Genomic DNA, 14980 nt, shown 5'->3' with positions numbered 1-14980 from the left:
GGTTGGTGGCGCGAGCATATTAAAAATGCCACAAAACTTCTTTGCGAAGCTTGCCGAATGTTGTACCTTTTTGCCTGTCGGAATCTGTAAGCCTTTTTCCTCGTTCAAGCCCAGGAGATTATCCATGCAATGCAAATCAGGATTGGCCCCGTTGTACGCCGCAATCATGCTGGCTTTGGCCGGCCCCGCCCTCGCCCAGGAAACCGTGATCAAGATCGGCCATGTGGCGCCGATGTCCGGCGGCCAGGCTCACTTTGGCCGTGACAATGCCAACGGCGCCATCATGGCCGTCGAGGAATTGAATGCCAAGGGCGTCACCATCGGCGGCAAGAAGGTCAAATTCCAGCTACTGGCCGAGGATGACGCCGCCGATCCCAAGCAAGGCACGGCAGTGGCGCAAAAGCTGGTCGATGCCAAGGTCAACGGCGTCATCGGTCACCTGAATTCCGGCACCACCATCCCGGCATCGAAAATCTATGCCGAAGCCGGCATCCCGCAGATCTCGCCATCCGCGACCAATCCGAAATACACGCAGCAAGGCTACAAGACCACCTTCCGCGTGGTCGCCAACGATGCACAGTTGGGCGGCGCGCTGGGACGCTATGCCGTCAATACGCTCAAGGCCAAGAGCATCGCCGTGATCGATGACCGCACCGCTTACGGCGAAGGCGTGGCCACCGAGTTCGCCAAGGCCGTCAAGGCGGCCGGCGGCAAGATCGCTTCGCAACAGTACACCACCGACAAGGCCACCGATTTCCTGGCGATCCTGACCGCCATCAAGGCCAAAAAACCGGACGTGATTTTCTTCGGCGGCATGGATAACGTGGCGGCTCCGATGCTGCGACAGATGAAGCAGCTCGGTATCAGCGCCAAGATGATGGGCGGCGACGGCATCTGCACCGATGCGCTGCCCAAGCTGGCCGGCGACGGTTTGAATGAGGGTCAGGTGATATGCGCCGAGGCTGGCGGCGTGACAGGCGAACAGGAAAAAGTGATGAATGCCTTCGTCGACCGCTACAAGAAGAAATTCAACCAGAATGTGCAGCTGTACGCGCCGTATGTGTATGACGCCACCATGACCATGGCTGCCGCGATGCAGCAGGCCGGCTCGGCCGAACCGGCCAAGTATCTGCCTGTGCTGGCGAAGATCAAGCATGACGGCGTCAGCGGCAAGATCGAATTCGATGCCAAGGGCGACTTGAAAGAGGGTGCCCTGACCCTGTTCACCTACAAGGGCGGCAAGAAGGAAAAGCTCGAGGTCGTGAAGTAAATCGTTCTCGACGAAGGCCCTGAATGTTCAGGGCCGCATAAAAAAAGCGCTCGACATGGAGCGCTTTTTTATTTTGCCGGATTCGCCAGCTTATTTCTGCGACAGGATCCATTTCACCAGGGTGTGCGCTTCCGCTTCGCTGACCTGCGGATTGGCCGGCATCACCGCCGTACCCCACACGCCGCTGCCACCCTTCATGACTTTCTTGACCAGCTTGTCTTCGGCATCCTTCTGGCCGGCATACTTGGTCGCCACATCCTTGAAGGCGGGGCCGATTACCTTGTTTGCCACGGAATGGCAAGCCATGCAATTCTTTGCCTTCGCCAAGTCAGCATTGGCCAGGGCAGCGTTGGAAGCAAGCGCCAGCACAGCACAACCCAGCAAGACGATACGTTTCATGATTCTCTCCATTTGAATAACCGACAGATTGTAATGCCAATCACGAATAACTATACATTCTTTGTAGAAAGAACGCACGATGGCACGATATGTCGGACAATTTATTGACCTATTACAACTTCCATCTTATCCTTTTTGCCAAGGAGCGGAATATGCCTATCATTTTTCTGATCGTTGCCTTAGCTGCAATGAAATATTTTGAAGTCGAGATTGTCGAGAATCTGTCCTGGTGGTGGATTATCGGCTTGTTCCTTGTTGCCTTTATCTGGTTCGAATTTTTTGAGCGGATATTCGGCCTGGATAAGCGCAAGGCCCATGAGCAGCTGGAAAAGCAGCGCCAGGAACGCGTGAAAAGGGCTTTCGACACGAAAAAGCGTTAAGACCTCGCTGGCGAACGAACCCTGCGCTTTATTGCAAGGCCGGTTTTTACCGGCCTTTTGCTTTTCGGGTCAAGCCTGCCGAAGACCGGCACTTACATTATCGGTTTTGCACGACGCCCGCCGTGCGCCGGCCCAAGCCAACGACATTAGCATAATGCGATTAAAAACAAATATCGCCTGCATGCACTTCCCTGTTTCAGGGTGGAACGGGCGCGACAGTTGTGCCACAATCCTTGCCAAACATGAATGCCCCGTTATCATCGGCAGTCTCGTGCGCGCAGACGCTGCCGCAATCACTTTGAAAGCTTAGACAATGCTGACACATCCAATGCCCGATCCGGTCGCCATTTCGCTCGGACCGGTCGCGATCCGCTGGTATGGACTGATGTATCTGGCAGCCTTCATCCAGTTCATCGTCCTTGGACGCGCGCGCATCCGCCAGGCCCATATTGCCGCCGCGGGCTGGAAGAACGAACACCTCGACGACATGCTGTTTTATGGCGTGCTGGGCGTGGTCTTGGGAGGACGGCTGGGCGAAGTGCTGTTCTACCATCCGGCTTATTACTTTTCCCATCCGCTCGAGATCATCGCAGTCTGGAAGGGCGGCATGTCCTTCCATGGCGGCTTTCTCGGCGTGCTCGTCGCCATGTGGTTCTGGAGCCGCAAGGCAGGCCGGCCGCTGATGGAAGTCATGGATTTCATTGCGCCCATGGTGCCGCTTGGTTACGCCTTCGGACGCATCGGCAACTTCATCAATGCCGAACTGCCCGGCCGCCTGGCGGATCCGTCCCTGCCCTGGGCCATGATCTGGCCCAACGTCGATAGCCTGCCGCGCCACCCTTCGCCGCTGTATCAGGCAGCGGTGGACGGCGTGCTGCTGTTCATCATCTTGTGGCTGTACTCGCGCAAACCCCGCCCGTTCATGGCGGTATCCGGCATGTTTTCCCTGCTGTATGGCTGCGCGCGCTTTTTCACGGAATATTTCCGCATGCCGGATTACGAAGTCAGCTTCGCAGGGCTGACCATTTCGGCTGGCCAGATGTTGTCGCTGCCAATGATCGTATTGGGCATCGTGCTGCTTGCGATCGCTTACCGCCGTTCGGATACGCCGGGCACGACCGCTTCCTTGCGCTCCTGAGCAATTCCGAGGCACGATCATGTCGCAAATCCGGCTTGAGACCGATGGCGCGATCACTACCGTGACGCTGTCCAATCCAGGCAAGCTCAATGCGCTGGACCTCGGCATGTGGAATGCGCTTGCCGATGTCTTCACCCGGCTGTCTCAAGACGGCGACCTGCGCTGCGTGATCGTGCGTGGCGACCAAGGCAATTTCGCGGCCGGCGCCGACATTGAAGAATTTCCCCAAGTGCGCGACGGCCTGGAACAAGGCATGCATTATCATCGCGCCATCGTCGCGCGCGCGCTCGACGCGATAGCCGCTTGCATCCATCCGACCGTCGCCGCCATCGAAGGCGTGTGTGTCGGCGGCGGGCTGGAAATCGCCTGTGCCTGCGACTTGCGCATCGCCTCGCCCTCCTCACGTTTCGGCATCCCGGCAAACCGCCTCGGCTTTGCTCTGGCACCGGACGAACTGCGGCACCTGCTGCAACTGGTAGGCAAGGCCGTGGCGCTGGAAATCCTGCTGGAGGGACGCGTTTTCCCTGCCGATGAAGCACGAGAGAAAGGCCTCCTGCACCGTGTCGCGGACGATGTGCAGCAGGAAGCGTGGAAAACCGCGCAGCGCATTGCCGAGGGCGCGCCGCTGGCGGCACGGGAAAACAAGAAACTGGTGCGCAGGCTGACCTCACAAACGGCAGGCTTGAGCGAACAGGAGTACGCCGAATCGTTTGCCTGCCTGGCGTCGCAGGATTATCGCGAAGGGGTGCAAGCGTTTTTGCACAAGACCAAGCCGAAATTTTCAGGCAAATAAAGCCCGCAAAAAAACGCAGCCAGCCTGCGAAACAATAAGGGAGACCTCATGAGAATAACAACATATCTGAAACGGGCAAGCGCGGTTTCGCTGGCCTGCCTGCTGCTGGCGTGTGCGTCCAGCACTAAGCCGGGTGCGGTCGGCGTCACGCGGCAGCAATTCCTGATGGTGCCTGCCACCACCGTCGAGAAAATGGCACTGGTCAGCTATGCCCAGCAAAACCAGAAAGCCAGGCAAGAAGGCAAGCTCATTACATCCGGCGCCGAATACGAGCGCCTGGATCAGATCGCCAAGCGCCTGCGTCAGCAGGTCGATATCTTTCGCGAGGATACCCGCAGCTGGCAATGGCAGCTTACCCTGATCGACGCGCCGACCATCAATGCCACTTGCGCACCCGGCGGCAAGATTACCTTTTACACCGGCATCATCCGCAAACTCGCCCTCACCGACGATGAAATTGCAGTCGTCATGGGCCACGAAATTGCCCATGCCTTGCGCGAACACGGCCGCGAGCGCATCTCGCAAGCCTATGCGCAGAACATCATCACCGGCGTAGCGCTGGCCGCTACCGACAACAGCCAGAATCAGATCGCGCTGGCCAACCAGTTTGCCCATTATCTTTACACCCTGCCGAACTCCAGGCAGAACGAGAGCGAAGCCGATGCAGTAGGACTGGAACTGGCGGCACGCGCCGGATACAATCCATCCGCGGCAGTCAACTTATGGAAAAAGATGGCGGCGGAATCCGGCGACAAGAGTCCGCCGCAATTCCTCTCGACGCATCCGGCGCATGAGACCCGCATCGACGACATCAACGCGCTGCTGCCGAAGGTCATGCCGCTGTATCAGACGGCGCCGAAGCCCGAGCCGCTGAATACGATGAATGAAGCGAACGGCCAGACACAACCGGCGCAGCCGGCACAAACGGTTCCGGCCAAACGCAAAAAAACATAACTATCCGCAGATTGCTTACTCCAGCCAAATGAAGAACGCCAACCTCTACGCCCTGTTCGAATCCCGCTTCCCGCAAGATAAATCGGCCTGCGCCATCGAAACCCACGATGGCCTGTATTACACCTGGCGCGACATCGAGCGCGCCACCGCCAAGATGGCCAACCTGCTGGCCAGTCTTGACCTGCCTGCGGACGCCCGCATCGCCGTGCAGGTGGAAAAATCTCCCGAAGCGCTGATCCTGTACCTGGCGACGCTGCAGGCCGGCTATGTCTATCTGCCTTTGAATACGGCCTACCGCGCCGCCGAGATCGAATACTTCATCGACGATGCCGAACCTGCCGTCGTGGTTTGCTCGCCCGGCAATTTCGGCTGGGTCTCGAAGATTGCCTTCCAGGCCGGCACAAAACATGTCTTCACGCTGAGCGACACCCGCCAGGGCAGCCTGCTGGAGCGCGCCAACCACTTTCCCGATACTTTCGAGACCGTGCAGAAAAAGCCCGACGACATGGCGGCGATCCTCTACACATCCGGCACCACCGGCCGCAGCAAGGGCGCCATGCTCAGCCATGACAATCTCTCGTCCAATGCGCTGGTGCTGCACGATTACTGGTGCTGGCAGGAAGGCGACGTGCTGCTGCATGCGCTGCCGCTGTTCCATGTGCACGGCTTGTTCGTCGCCTCGCACGGCGCCCTGCTCAATGGCAGCAAGATGATATTCCTGCCCAAGTTCGATGCTGCCGAAGTCATGCATCACTTGCAGCGCGCCACCGTCTTCATGGGCGTGCCGACCTATTATGTGCGCCTGCTGGCAGAGTCCTACTTCAATCGCGACACATGCGCCAATATGCGCCTGTTCATTTCCGGCTCGGCACCGCTCCTGATGGAAACCTTCCGCGAATTCGAACGCCGCACCGGCCACACCATCCTGGAACGCTACGGCATGAGTGAAACCACCATGCAGGCTTCCAACCCGTACGATGGCCCGCGCGTCGGCGGCACGGTGGGCCTGCCGCTGCCGGGAGTGAGTATCCGCGTAGTCAAGAGCACGCCATCCGATGAATTTGCCCCCTGCACCGTCGACGAGATCGGCGATATCCAGGTCAAGGGACCGAACGTTTTCCACGGCTATTGGCGCATGCCGGAAAAGACCGCGGAAGAATTCACCAGGGATGGCTTCTTCAAGACCGGCGACGTCGGCAAGTTCGACGCCAGAGGTTACCTTTCCATCGTCGGCCGCACCAAGGACTTGATCATTTCCGGCGGCTACAATGTCTATCCAAAAGAAATCGAAACCTTCATCGACGAGATCGATGGCGTCAACGAATCGGCAGTGGTCGGCGTGCCGCATCCGGACTTCGGTGAAGCCGTCACGGCAGTCGTGGCGCTCAGGCCGGGCGCGAAATTGCAGGAGGCCGATGTGATCGCCTACCTCAAGTCGAGAATCGCCAACTTCAAGGTGCCCAAGCGCGTGCATTTCGTCGACGACCTGCCGCGCAACACCATGGGCAAGGTCCAGAAGAACGTCTTGCGCGAACAATTCAAGGATGGCTGACCGCTGAGTTCAATGAGGTGACGAGGCAGGCGGAAAAATGACCGGCCTCTCGCCGCCTGCGTAACAAACAATGGAAAGCCTGCGTTAACCACGCGCGGGTGCCAGGCCTCTTTCCGAGCCACACCCGCCTCGGCGTGCTTAATCCCGTGGCATCAGTTGTTCAGTAATGAAGCGCCACTGCCCCGGCGTTACCGGCGTGATGGACAACCTGCTGCCGCGTTGCAGGATCACCATATCGGCCAGCTCGTCCTGGGCTCGTAACGTGGATAACGGAATCAGCGGCGTCTTCTTCACGGCACGCACATCCACCAGCATCCAGCGTGGCTGTTCCTGCGTCGCCTTGGGGTCATGGTATTTGCTGGCCGGGTCGAACTGCGTGGGATCCGGATACGGCGTGCTGGCGACTTCCGCCAATCCGGCAATGCCAGGCTCGGCGCAGCTGGAGTGATAGAACAGGACGCCGTCGCCGACGCGCATGGCGTCGCGCATGAAATTGCGTGCCTGGTAATTGCGCACGCCGGTCCAGGGAACGGTTTGCCCGGGAGCGGCAAGGGCATCGTCGATGCTCACCTCATCCGGTTCGGATTTCATCAGCCAGTATTGCATTGTTCTCGCACCGCGAAGCAAAAAAACGCGCAATAAAAAAGCGGCTGCATTTACATGCAACCGCTTGGGAATAAAGACCCGCCTGTGCCGCTTTGCCGGCATCCCGAACCTTACGGTTCAAGGTGGTCACAGTCAGTTCAATTTCGGGTTCATCGGACTAGCGACGCTCACGCCCATCGAACAATTTTCCGCGACCTATGCACATAAATGGTTCAAGGAATATATGACAATCGCGAACACGGCAGGAGACTTAAGTCTACCTGAATTGAGCCGCTTGTCAAACGTTTTTGCGCGCGCTTAAAAAAGATTTTCCTGGGGTGCGAGAGCATGGTCGATTACCGTATGCATCGCTGTCATCTGCTGTCTGACTTCCGCCAGACTCAGGCCGGCAAACGGGCCCTCCGAAGTGCGCGTGGCGAGAAATTCCGCAGCGATTCCCAATGCCGCCATGACGGCGATGCGGTCGTTGCCCTTGATTTTTCCGGCATCGCGAATCGCACACATTTTTTCATCGAGGTAAGCCACGGCCTGCAGCAATGCTTCCTCTTCGCCTTCCTTGCACGCCAGTTTGTAGGGCTGGCCCATGATCGAGACATCAAGCTGGGTCATGCGGATTCCTCATCGTGTGCCGCCGCGGCATTTACTTCCGCCGGAATACTGGCGAGCAAGGCCGCCACGCGCTGGTGCGCCTCTTCCATTCGCCGATTCAGCTCGGCATTTTCCGCTGACATGGCGACTGCAGCCCGGCGCAACTCGGCATTTTCTCGGCGCAATGATTGCGCTAATTCAGCCAGTTCGCTGACTTTTGCGGTAAGTTGTTGGAAATCGGAAATCATCTCGCCACTATAGTTTGGCAAGGGAATTCTCGTCAATAGATTCAAGGACTTGGGAGCCTTTTTTCAGCAACAAGGCAAACTGTTCCGGTGGCATCGGTTTGCCGAAGTAATATCCCTGAATCTGGTCGCAGCCATGCTTGCGCAAAAATTCGCAACTCTGTGCGCTATCCACCCCTTCGGCCAGGACTTTTAAACCCAGGGTTTTAGCAAGGCTGATGATGGCATGCGTGATTGCCTGGTTATCCGGTATCTCCATGATATTGCGAATAAAGGATTGGTCGATCTTGATTTTATCGACGGGCAAATCCTTTAAATAGCTAAGGCTGGAATAGCCCGTGCCGAAATCGTCGATCGATAGGCAAATTCCCATTTCCCGCAAAACCGCCAAGCTCTTGTTGACATCATTGAGCAAGACACTTTCCGTCACTTCCAGTTCGAGCATTTTTGCAGGCAAACTGCTTTGCGCCAGCGCCTTGGCAACCAGGGCAGGAAATCCCGGCTGGCGGAACTGATGCGCCGAGACATTCACCGCAACCTGGATGGGCTCGAGTCCAGCGTCCTGCCAGGCGCGGCTTTGCATGCAGGCGGTGTTGAGCGTCCAGGCGCCGATCTCCAGAATCAGTCGCGTCTCCTCCGCCAAGGCGATGAAACTGATGGGAGAGAGCAAGCCTTTCTGCGGATGCTGCCAGCGTATCAGCGTCTCGGCGCCGACCACGCGATTGCTGGCCAGTTCGATCTGCGGCTGGTAATACAGCGTGAACTCTGAATTCTGCATCGCCCGGCGCAATTCATTTTCTAGCGTGAGACGGCTGATTGCGCCGGCATTGATCTCGCGGGAAAAAAATTGCAAGCCGGTGCCGCTCTCCTTGGCGCTGCGCATCGCCACCTCGGCGTAGCGTACCGCTGTCGGCGCATCCTGGCAGTCGATTGGACACAAGCAAATGCCCAGGCTGGCGCCCAGCGTAATGCGTTCGTTAGCGAGCAAATACTCTTGGCACAGTCGCTCGCGAATATTGGCCGCAATGGCCGCCGCCTGGTTAACCGAGTTCAATTGCGTCAGGACACAGACGAATTCATCGCTACCCAGGTGCGCGACCATGTCCCTGGCTTCGACACACTCTTTCAGCCGATGCCCCACGTCCGCCAGCAGCAGGTCGCCGGCGGCGTGCCCGAGCGAATCGTTAATGATCCGAAAGCGGTCGAGGTCGATGAAAATCACTGCCAGAAACTGGTTCGACTCGTGCATTTCCTGCAGATATTGCGCTAGGCGCATATGCAGGAAACGCCGGTTGGGCAAACGTGTCAACTCATCATGATGCGCAAGGAATTCGATATATTGGCTGCTGGCCCGTGTTTCCTTGTCGCGTCGAGCCAGCGCAGCCGTCATGTTATCGAAGTGATGCGCGAGTTCGCCCAGTTCGCCTGCGCGGTACGACAGATAAGTGCGCGCTTCCAGATCCCCTTCTTCCACGCGCTGCGCCGTATCGATGAGCTGATTCACCGGATGCACCAGCAGGTTTTCGCTGGCGATCCATGTGCCGAGCAGCGTCAGCAAAACCAGCAGGAGCAAAGCCGTCAGATTGAAGGTCAATGACTTGAGCGCCGGCGCAGCGAGGCTAGCCTTGTCCAGGCCGATGACGGCATAGAAAACGGTGCGCCCCTCATAAATCGCCGGAGCAATGGCATACAGACGTTCGACGCCATCCGTGCCTGCCGCTTCCATCACTTGCGCATTACCGGCAAAAAGGTTGGCGCGCAATTCGGCGGACTGCAGCGGCTTGCCGATCTCCGCTTGCCTTCCGGACTCGGTCGCCAGCACAATGCCCTGGTGATCCAGGATCGCAACTCTGGCACCGGCCGGCACGCCCAGGCCGCGCGTCAGCGAAGTGAATGCATCGAGTTGGACCGAAGTCCCCACAATGCCGATCAGGTTACGGTTGTCGCCCGGACTGCCCCCATCCAAAACAGGCAGCATGAAGGCCACGCCCGGAGTATTGCTCAAGCGATTGACAAGGTAGCCGGCAACGACGAATCTCTTTTCCTGCATCACCTCGTCGAAATATGGCCGGTCGCTCATGCTCATTCCGGCATGACGGCGGCTGCCGGTACAGATGATATTGCCGTTGGCGTCCAGAACCGTAAAAAGGTGATAGTGCTCGTAACGCCGGTTAATTCGTGCCAAATAGCTGTTACAACTGGCGGCATCGCGGTTACGGATAAATGGCGCCTCGCCGATCGCCGTCAGAAGTTCATTGACGCCCTGCACGACATTGCGCTCGTTATTGGCGGCCAATTGCGCCATTTCAAGCAAATTTCTACTGGCATCGGCATAGGCTTGTTTGTAGCTATGCCAGCTCTCGAAAACAAATAGCGCAGCAGCCGGCACGGTCGCCATCAATATAATGAATGCCAACCGAAAGCGGATTGTCAGAAATTTGTTGCGAAAGACCATATCTTGGTTCGCATCCCAGTTCTATTGTTCTTATTGTAATAGGCAGAACATTCGCCGTTACGTTCAAGCCCTTAAGTCAATCGCTTGTTTGATATGTCTTCACATGCCACCGGCTCTGTTGTCGTAAGAAGCATACGGGGTGACGCCGTACAGCGAAGCAAAGCCGGTATCAAGAGAAGCGTCAGCAGATAGTCTGTAGAGATTCAGACCGAATTTGCGTAGCGAATTGAGACTGATTGCGCCTACCTGATAAAAAACTGAGCCAGTTCGCGTTTTTCGTCTTCAGCCAAGCGTTTTATGCATGTCAATGTTAAAAAACTCCCCCGGGCGCACACATTTCATGAAAATCGGTTATGATTTATCCAATCCCCGCAGCATTGTCTCTTGCTGGATGAGCCAGGCAGCATGAGCCTATGCAAGACGGCTCCTTCGTCGTTGTATCCCGCTGCGTAGTAGGCACTTCCCGGTATAAGCCGGCGCCAGACTCACAATAATTCTTTTTGCCCTCATACCGAGGAAACCATGAGCGATAACATCAAATACATTTCCGATGCCTCCTTTGAAGCGGACGTTTTGAAGTCCGACAAGCCGGTTCTGGTCGATTTCTGGGCCGAATGGTGCGGCCCTTGCAAGATGATTGCCCCGATCCTGGAAGAAGTCGCCAAAGAATATGGCGACAAGATCCAGATTGCCAAGCTGGACGTCGACGCCAACCAGGCTGTGCCGGCCCAATTCGGCATCCGCGGCATCCCGACGCTGATCCTGTTCAAGAACGGTGCCCCGGCTGCTCAAAAAGTCGGCGCCATGGCCAAGGGCCAGCTGACCGCTTTCATCGACAGCAATATCTGATATCCTGTTACCCGTTGGTGGCGATGCGCCCGCATCGCCACTTAATTGATAATCCTTTTCACACCACGCTGTTCCCTCCCCCACCCATCTTTTTCCCGTCTCGGGACACACACTATGCATTTATCTGAACTCAAGGCGTTACACGTCTCCGCACTTCTCGATATGGCCATCGGCCTGGAAATCGACAATGCTGCGCGCCTGCGCAAACAAGAATTAATGTTCGCCATTCTGAAGAAACGCGCCAAATCCGGCGAACAGATCTTCGGCGATGGTGTTCTGGAAGTCCTGCCGGATGGCTTCGGCTTCCTGCGCTCGCCTGATGCGAGCTATATGGCCTCGACCGACGACATCTACATCTCGCCGTCGCAGATCCGCCGCTTCAACCTGCACACTGGCGACTCGATCGAAGGCGAAGTCCGCACCCCGAAGGATGGCGAACGCTACTTCGCCCTGGTGAAGGTGGACAAGGTCAATGGCGAATCTCCCGAAGCCTCCAAGCACAAGATCCTGTTTGAAAACCTCACGCCGCTGCACCCGAACCGGGTTCTGCAACTCGAACGCGAGATGCGCGGCGAGGAAAACATCACCGGTCGCATCATCGACATGATCGCGCCGATCGGCCGCGGCCAGCGCGGCTTGCTGGTGGCATCGCCGAAGTCTGGTAAAACCGTGATGCTGCAGCATATCGCGCATGCCATTACGACCAACCACCCGGATACCACGCTGATCGTCCTGCTGATCGATGAGCGCCCTGAAGAAGTGACGGAAATGCAGCGCTCGGTGCGCGGCGAAGTCGTGGCCTCGACCTTTGACGAGCCGGCCACGCGCCACGTGCAGGTTGCCGAGATGGTGCTGGAAAAGGCCAAGCGTCTGGTGGAAATGAAAAAGGACGTCGTGATCCTGCTGGACTCGATCACCCGCCTGGCGCGCGCCTACAACACCGTGATCCCGGCTTCCGGCAAGGTGCTGACCGGCGGTGTGGATGCCAACGCCCTGCAGCGCCCGAAGCGTTTCTTCGGTGCGGCGCGTAACGTCGAGGAAGGCGGTTCGCTGACCATCATCGCCACCGCCCTGATCGAAACCGGTAGCCGCATGGATGACGTGATTTACGAAGAATTCAAGGGCACCGGCAACATGGAAGTGCACCTGGAACGCCGTCTGGCCGAGAAGCGCGTGTACCCGTCGATCAACCTGAACAAGTCCGGCACCCGCCGCGAGGAACTCTTGATCAAGCCGGATCAGCTGCAAAAGATCTGGATTTTGCGCAAGCTCTTGCACGGCATGGACGAGATCGAGGCGATGGAATTCATTCTCGACAAGATGAAGGCAACCAAGAACAATGCCGAATTCTTCGAGATGATGCGCCGCGGTGGCAGCTAAGCTGATACAGCCTGCAAACAGGGCATGGAACCAGGAACTCCTGCCCTGTTTTTATTTTGTAATCGCTGATCAAACTGAACGTGCACCAGGTGCAACGCAGCTTGTTTAGCATAGCCAATTAGGCGTATCCCGCTGATTTTGTTGTATAATCTTGGGCTTTATCAACTGGCAAGTGATCGTCAATCGGGTCAAGAAGCAGTAGGACCGCCGAAGTGGTGATTGGCTACCAAACATACTGAGGAAATAACCATGAAACAAGGCATCCATCCGGATTACCGTGAAGTCGTCTTCCACGACCTCTCCTGCGACTTCAAATTCATCACCCGTTCGACCATCCAGACCAAGGAAACCATCGAGTTCGAAGGCAAGCAATATCCGCTGGTGAAGATCGAAGTCTCGGCTGAATCGCACCCCTTCTACACCGGCAAGCACAAGATCGTCGATACCGCCGGTCGCGTCGACAAGTTCCGCAAGAAGTTCGGTTCGGTTGGTTCCAAGACCTCCCAGGCAGCAGGCTAATTCAGTCTCTCCTCCAAGAAAGGCAGCTGCGGCTGCCTTTCTTTTTTGTGCCGGCCTGTCTGTCAGCTTGCACTTTACGGCACAATACGATGATTCTGTGCCGCATAACAAAAAGCAAATCAACCACGCACCATGAAGCCAGTCCGCCTTCCCGCTTCCGCCACCAATCCGCTGCCGCGCTGGGGCTTGCTGCTCCTATGCCTGCTTTACATTCTTTCCGGCCTGATTGGACGCGACCCTTGGAAGCAAGAGGATGCGGCCGGCTTCGGCATCATGTGGACCATGGCCAATGGCACCTGGCAGGATTGGCTGGCCCCGCATATTGTCGGCTTGTCGATGCCGCAGGAAGGTCCGCTGGCCTACTGGATCGGCGCACTGTGCATCAAACTGTTTGGCTGGCTGTTGGGCGACGTGCTGGCGGCACGGCTGGCGACCATCATCTTTTTCCTGCTGGGCTCCATCGCTGTCTGGTATGGCACCTATGTGCTCGGCCGCCGCCCCGAAGCGCAGCCCTTGCGCCTGGCCTTTGGCGGCCAGCCCGAACCGAAGGATTACGGCCGCACCCTGGCCGATGGCGCGCTGCTGATCTATCTGGGCTGTCTTGGCTTGCTCGTGCACAGTCACTCTACCAGCGCCAATGCGCTGCATGTCTCGATGGTCGGCGTGGCACTCTATTCGGCGGCGCGCTATTTCGACAAACCGTCGAACAGGGCGGCACTGCTGCTGGGACTGACACTTGGCTTGCTGGTGCTGACGCGCGGCTGGATTGTGCCGCTGGCATTGTGGCTTGGCCTGCTGGCTCTCGATCAAATCAGGACGAAGGCGCCGGCCTTGCGCCTGGTGGGGCTGAGCCTGCCGATGGCGCTGGTCGTGGGCGCTTCCTGGGCACTTGCATCGCAAAACCTGCTGGATGCGGAGCAATCCTCCATCCCTGGCTGGACCGCCTGGAATCTCGAACACTTTGCGCTACCGAACTGGACCGCGCTCAAATATCTTGCATCCAACGGCATCTGGTTTTGCTGGCCGGCCTGGCCTTTTGCCGCCTGGGCAGTGTACGCCTGGCGCAGGGGCGCGCTGCCGCTCCACATTGCCCTTCCCCTCACGTTCTGTGTAATGTCATTGATTGTGGCGATCATGCATACGGGCTCGGACGAGAGCATCCTGCTGCCATTGCTTCCTCCCCTGGCGATGCTGGCAGCATTCGGCTTGCCCACCATGAAGCGTGGCGCCATCAATGCGGTCGACTGGTTCTCGGTGATGATCCTGACCACGTGCGCCGCGTTCATCTGGCTGGGCTGGATTGCCAAGCAGACGGGCTGGCCGGCCTGGCTTGCCAGAAACGCTTTCAAGCTGGCGCCGGGCTTCAAACCGGAATTCAACCTGTTCGTGGTGCTCATTGCGGTCGCCGCGTCCATTGGCTGGATCGTGCTGGTGCACTGGCGTATTTCACGCCGGCCATCGGTGTTGTGGCGTGCCGTCGTGCTGTCTTCGGGTGGCGTCATCCTGTGCTGGCTGCTGTTGATGACCCTGTGGCTCCCCTGGGGAAATTACATGCGCAGCTATGCGCCAGTCGCGCATGAAATGGCAGAGCAGTTGCCGCCGCAAAGCTGCGTGGGCAGCACGATCACGCCGGCGCAACGCGCCTCTTTCGCCTATTTCAGCAAGGTGCCTTTCCAGCGCATCGATGGCATGCAGTGCGACTACCTGCTGCTGTCCGGCAGCAGCCGCATCAAGGCCGATTCCCAGTTCCGCCGCTACGGCGACGACTGGCGTCTGGTATGGGAAGGCCATCGCGCCTCCGACCGCAATGAGCGTTTCCGCCTGTATCGACGTAACAGATAAGGTAGCGGAT

Annotated in this window: 15 protein-coding genes and 1 other RNA gene; 10 read left to right on the top strand and 6 right to left on the bottom strand. The window is 57.7% G+C overall.

Going from position 1 to position 14980, the window contains the following annotated elements:
* Positions 1-124 precede the first annotated feature (124 nt).
* Positions 125-1270 (top strand): branched-chain amino acid ABC transporter substrate-binding protein, encoded by a 1146-nt coding sequence (locus EDC30_RS11235; protein ID WP_132258932.1) that lies wholly within the window; start codon positions 125-127, stop codon positions 1268-1270.
* Positions 1271-1360: 90 nt separating this feature from the next.
* On the opposite strand, the gene EDC30_RS11230 is transcribed toward EDC30_RS11235, so the two are convergent.
* On the bottom strand, positions 1361-1669 hold the full coding sequence (locus EDC30_RS11230) for a c-type cytochrome (protein ID WP_132258931.1): 309 nt from the start codon (positions 1667-1669) through the stop codon (positions 1361-1363).
* A 152-nt stretch (positions 1670-1821) separates the two neighbouring features.
* Here EDC30_RS11230 and EDC30_RS11225 point away from each other — a divergent pair, with 152 nt between their 5' ends.
* From EDC30_RS11225 to EDC30_RS11205, 5 genes are all read left to right on the top strand, one after another.
* Complete coding sequence (locus EDC30_RS11225; protein WP_132258930.1) at positions 1822-2049, top strand: TIGR04438 family Trp-rich protein; 228 nt, start codon at positions 1822-1824, stop codon at positions 2047-2049.
* Between the two features lie 313 nt (positions 2050-2362).
* Positions 2363-3187, top strand: a complete 825-nt coding sequence (lgt, locus tag EDC30_RS11220; RefSeq protein ID WP_132258929.1) for a prolipoprotein diacylglyceryl transferase — start codon at positions 2363-2365, stop codon at positions 3185-3187.
* A 19-nt stretch (positions 3188-3206) separates the two neighbouring features.
* Positions 3207-3980 carry an enoyl-CoA hydratase/isomerase family protein gene (locus EDC30_RS11215; RefSeq protein WP_132258928.1) on the top strand — a complete coding sequence of 258 codons (774 nt, stop codon included), beginning with the start codon at positions 3207-3209 and terminating at the stop codon, positions 3978-3980.
* A gap of 48 nt (positions 3981-4028) precedes the next feature.
* Positions 4029-4934 (top strand): M48 family metallopeptidase, encoded by a 906-nt coding sequence (locus EDC30_RS11210; RefSeq protein ID WP_132258927.1) that lies wholly within the window; start codon positions 4029-4031, stop codon positions 4932-4934.
* A 28-nt stretch (positions 4935-4962) separates the two neighbouring features.
* On the top strand, positions 4963-6486 hold the full coding sequence (locus EDC30_RS11205) for a malonate--CoA ligase (protein WP_132258926.1): 1524 nt from the start codon (positions 4963-4965) through the stop codon (positions 6484-6486).
* A gap of 138 nt (positions 6487-6624) precedes the next feature.
* Here the strand turns inward: EDC30_RS11205 and EDC30_RS11200 are convergent, their stop codons facing one another.
* From EDC30_RS11200 to EDC30_RS11180, 5 genes are all read right to left on the bottom strand, one after another.
* The gene (locus EDC30_RS11200; protein WP_132258925.1) at positions 6625-7092 is read right to left on the bottom strand and encodes an EVE domain-containing protein; all 468 of its coding nucleotides are present in this window, start codon (positions 7090-7092) and stop codon (positions 6625-6627) included.
* A 71-nt stretch (positions 7093-7163) separates the two neighbouring features.
* Positions 7164-7343, bottom strand: a non-coding RNA gene (gene ssrS / locus EDC30_RS11195) — 6S RNA.
* 46 nt (positions 7344-7389) lie between these two features.
* Positions 7390-7701 (bottom strand): cell division protein ZapA, encoded by a 312-nt coding sequence (locus EDC30_RS11190; RefSeq protein ID WP_132258924.1) that lies wholly within the window; start codon positions 7699-7701, stop codon positions 7390-7392.
* Positions 7698-7949 (bottom strand): MreC domain-containing protein, encoded by a 252-nt coding sequence (locus EDC30_RS11185; protein WP_341539867.1) that lies wholly within the window; start codon positions 7947-7949, stop codon positions 7698-7700. The genes EDC30_RS11190 and EDC30_RS11185 overlap by 4 nt, the downstream gene beginning before the upstream one ends.
* On the bottom strand, positions 7936-10341 hold the full coding sequence (locus tag EDC30_RS11180) for a bifunctional diguanylate cyclase/phosphodiesterase (protein ID WP_165973795.1): 2406 nt from the start codon (positions 10339-10341) through the stop codon (positions 7936-7938). Before EDC30_RS11180 ends, EDC30_RS11185 begins: the two co-directional genes overlap by 14 nt.
* Positions 10342-10902: 561 nt before the next feature.
* Here EDC30_RS11180 and trxA point away from each other — a divergent pair.
* From trxA to EDC30_RS11160, 4 genes are all read left to right on the top strand, one after another.
* Positions 10903-11229: a thioredoxin TrxA gene (gene trxA, locus EDC30_RS11175; protein ID WP_132258922.1), complete on the top strand. Its 327-nt coding sequence runs from the start codon at positions 10903-10905 to the stop codon at positions 11227-11229.
* 114 nt (positions 11230-11343) lie between these two features.
* Positions 11344-12609 (top strand): transcription termination factor Rho, encoded by a 1266-nt coding sequence (rho, locus tag EDC30_RS11170; RefSeq protein ID WP_132258921.1) that lies wholly within the window; start codon positions 11344-11346, stop codon positions 12607-12609.
* Between the two features lie 249 nt (positions 12610-12858).
* Complete coding sequence (locus EDC30_RS11165; protein WP_132258920.1) at positions 12859-13128, top strand: type B 50S ribosomal protein L31; 270 nt, start codon at positions 12859-12861, stop codon at positions 13126-13128.
* Between the two features lie 132 nt (positions 13129-13260).
* Positions 13261-14970: an ArnT family glycosyltransferase gene (locus tag EDC30_RS11160; protein ID WP_132258919.1), complete on the top strand. Its 1710-nt coding sequence runs from the start codon at positions 13261-13263 to the stop codon at positions 14968-14970.
* Positions 14971-14980 lie beyond the last annotated feature (10 nt).

The organism is Paucimonas lemoignei, assembly GCF_004342585.1.
Classification (GTDB): domain Bacteria; phylum Pseudomonadota; class Gammaproteobacteria; order Burkholderiales; family Burkholderiaceae_D; genus Paucimonas; species Paucimonas lemoignei.
Note: the sequence above shows the minus strand (reverse complement) of the source record. Positions and strands in the feature narration are given on the sequence as shown.

What these genes read in the sequence shown, in the direction of transcription:
- EDC30_RS11165 (WP_132258920.1), top strand. Translation starts at nt 12,859, where the DNA reads ATGAAACAAGGCATCCATCCGGATTACCGTGAAGTCGTCTTCCACGAC.
- trxA (WP_132258922.1), top strand. Translation starts at nt 10,903, where the DNA reads ATGAGCGATAACATCAAATACATTTCCGATGCCTCCTTTGAAGCGGAC.
- EDC30_RS11210 (WP_132258927.1), top strand. Translation starts at nt 4,029, where the DNA reads ATGAGAATAACAACATATCTGAAACGGGCAAGCGCGGTTTCGCTGGCC.
- EDC30_RS11200 (WP_132258925.1), bottom strand. Translation starts at nt 7,092, where the DNA reads ATGCAATACTGGCTGATGAAATCCGAACCGGATGAGGTGAGCATCGAC.
- rho (WP_132258921.1), top strand. Translation starts at nt 11,344, where the DNA reads ATGCATTTATCTGAACTCAAGGCGTTACACGTCTCCGCACTTCTCGAT.
- EDC30_RS11230 (WP_132258931.1), bottom strand. Translation starts at nt 1,669, where the DNA reads ATGAAACGTATCGTCTTGCTGGGTTGTGCTGTGCTGGCGCTTGCTTCC.
- EDC30_RS11160 (WP_132258919.1), top strand. Translation starts at nt 13,261, where the DNA reads ATGAAGCCAGTCCGCCTTCCCGCTTCCGCCACCAATCCGCTGCCGCGC.
- EDC30_RS11225 (WP_132258930.1), top strand. Translation starts at nt 1,822, where the DNA reads ATGCCTATCATTTTTCTGATCGTTGCCTTAGCTGCAATGAAATATTTT.
- EDC30_RS11235 (WP_132258932.1), top strand. Translation starts at nt 125, where the DNA reads ATGCAATGCAAATCAGGATTGGCCCCGTTGTACGCCGCAATCATGCTG.
- lgt (WP_132258929.1), top strand. Translation starts at nt 2,363, where the DNA reads ATGCTGACACATCCAATGCCCGATCCGGTCGCCATTTCGCTCGGACCG.
- EDC30_RS11205 (WP_132258926.1), top strand. Translation starts at nt 4,963, where the DNA reads ATGAAGAACGCCAACCTCTACGCCCTGTTCGAATCCCGCTTCCCGCAA.
- EDC30_RS11190 (WP_132258924.1), bottom strand. Translation starts at nt 7,701, where the DNA reads ATGACCCAGCTTGATGTCTCGATCATGGGCCAGCCCTACAAACTGGCG.
- EDC30_RS11215 (WP_132258928.1), top strand. Translation starts at nt 3,207, where the DNA reads ATGTCGCAAATCCGGCTTGAGACCGATGGCGCGATCACTACCGTGACG.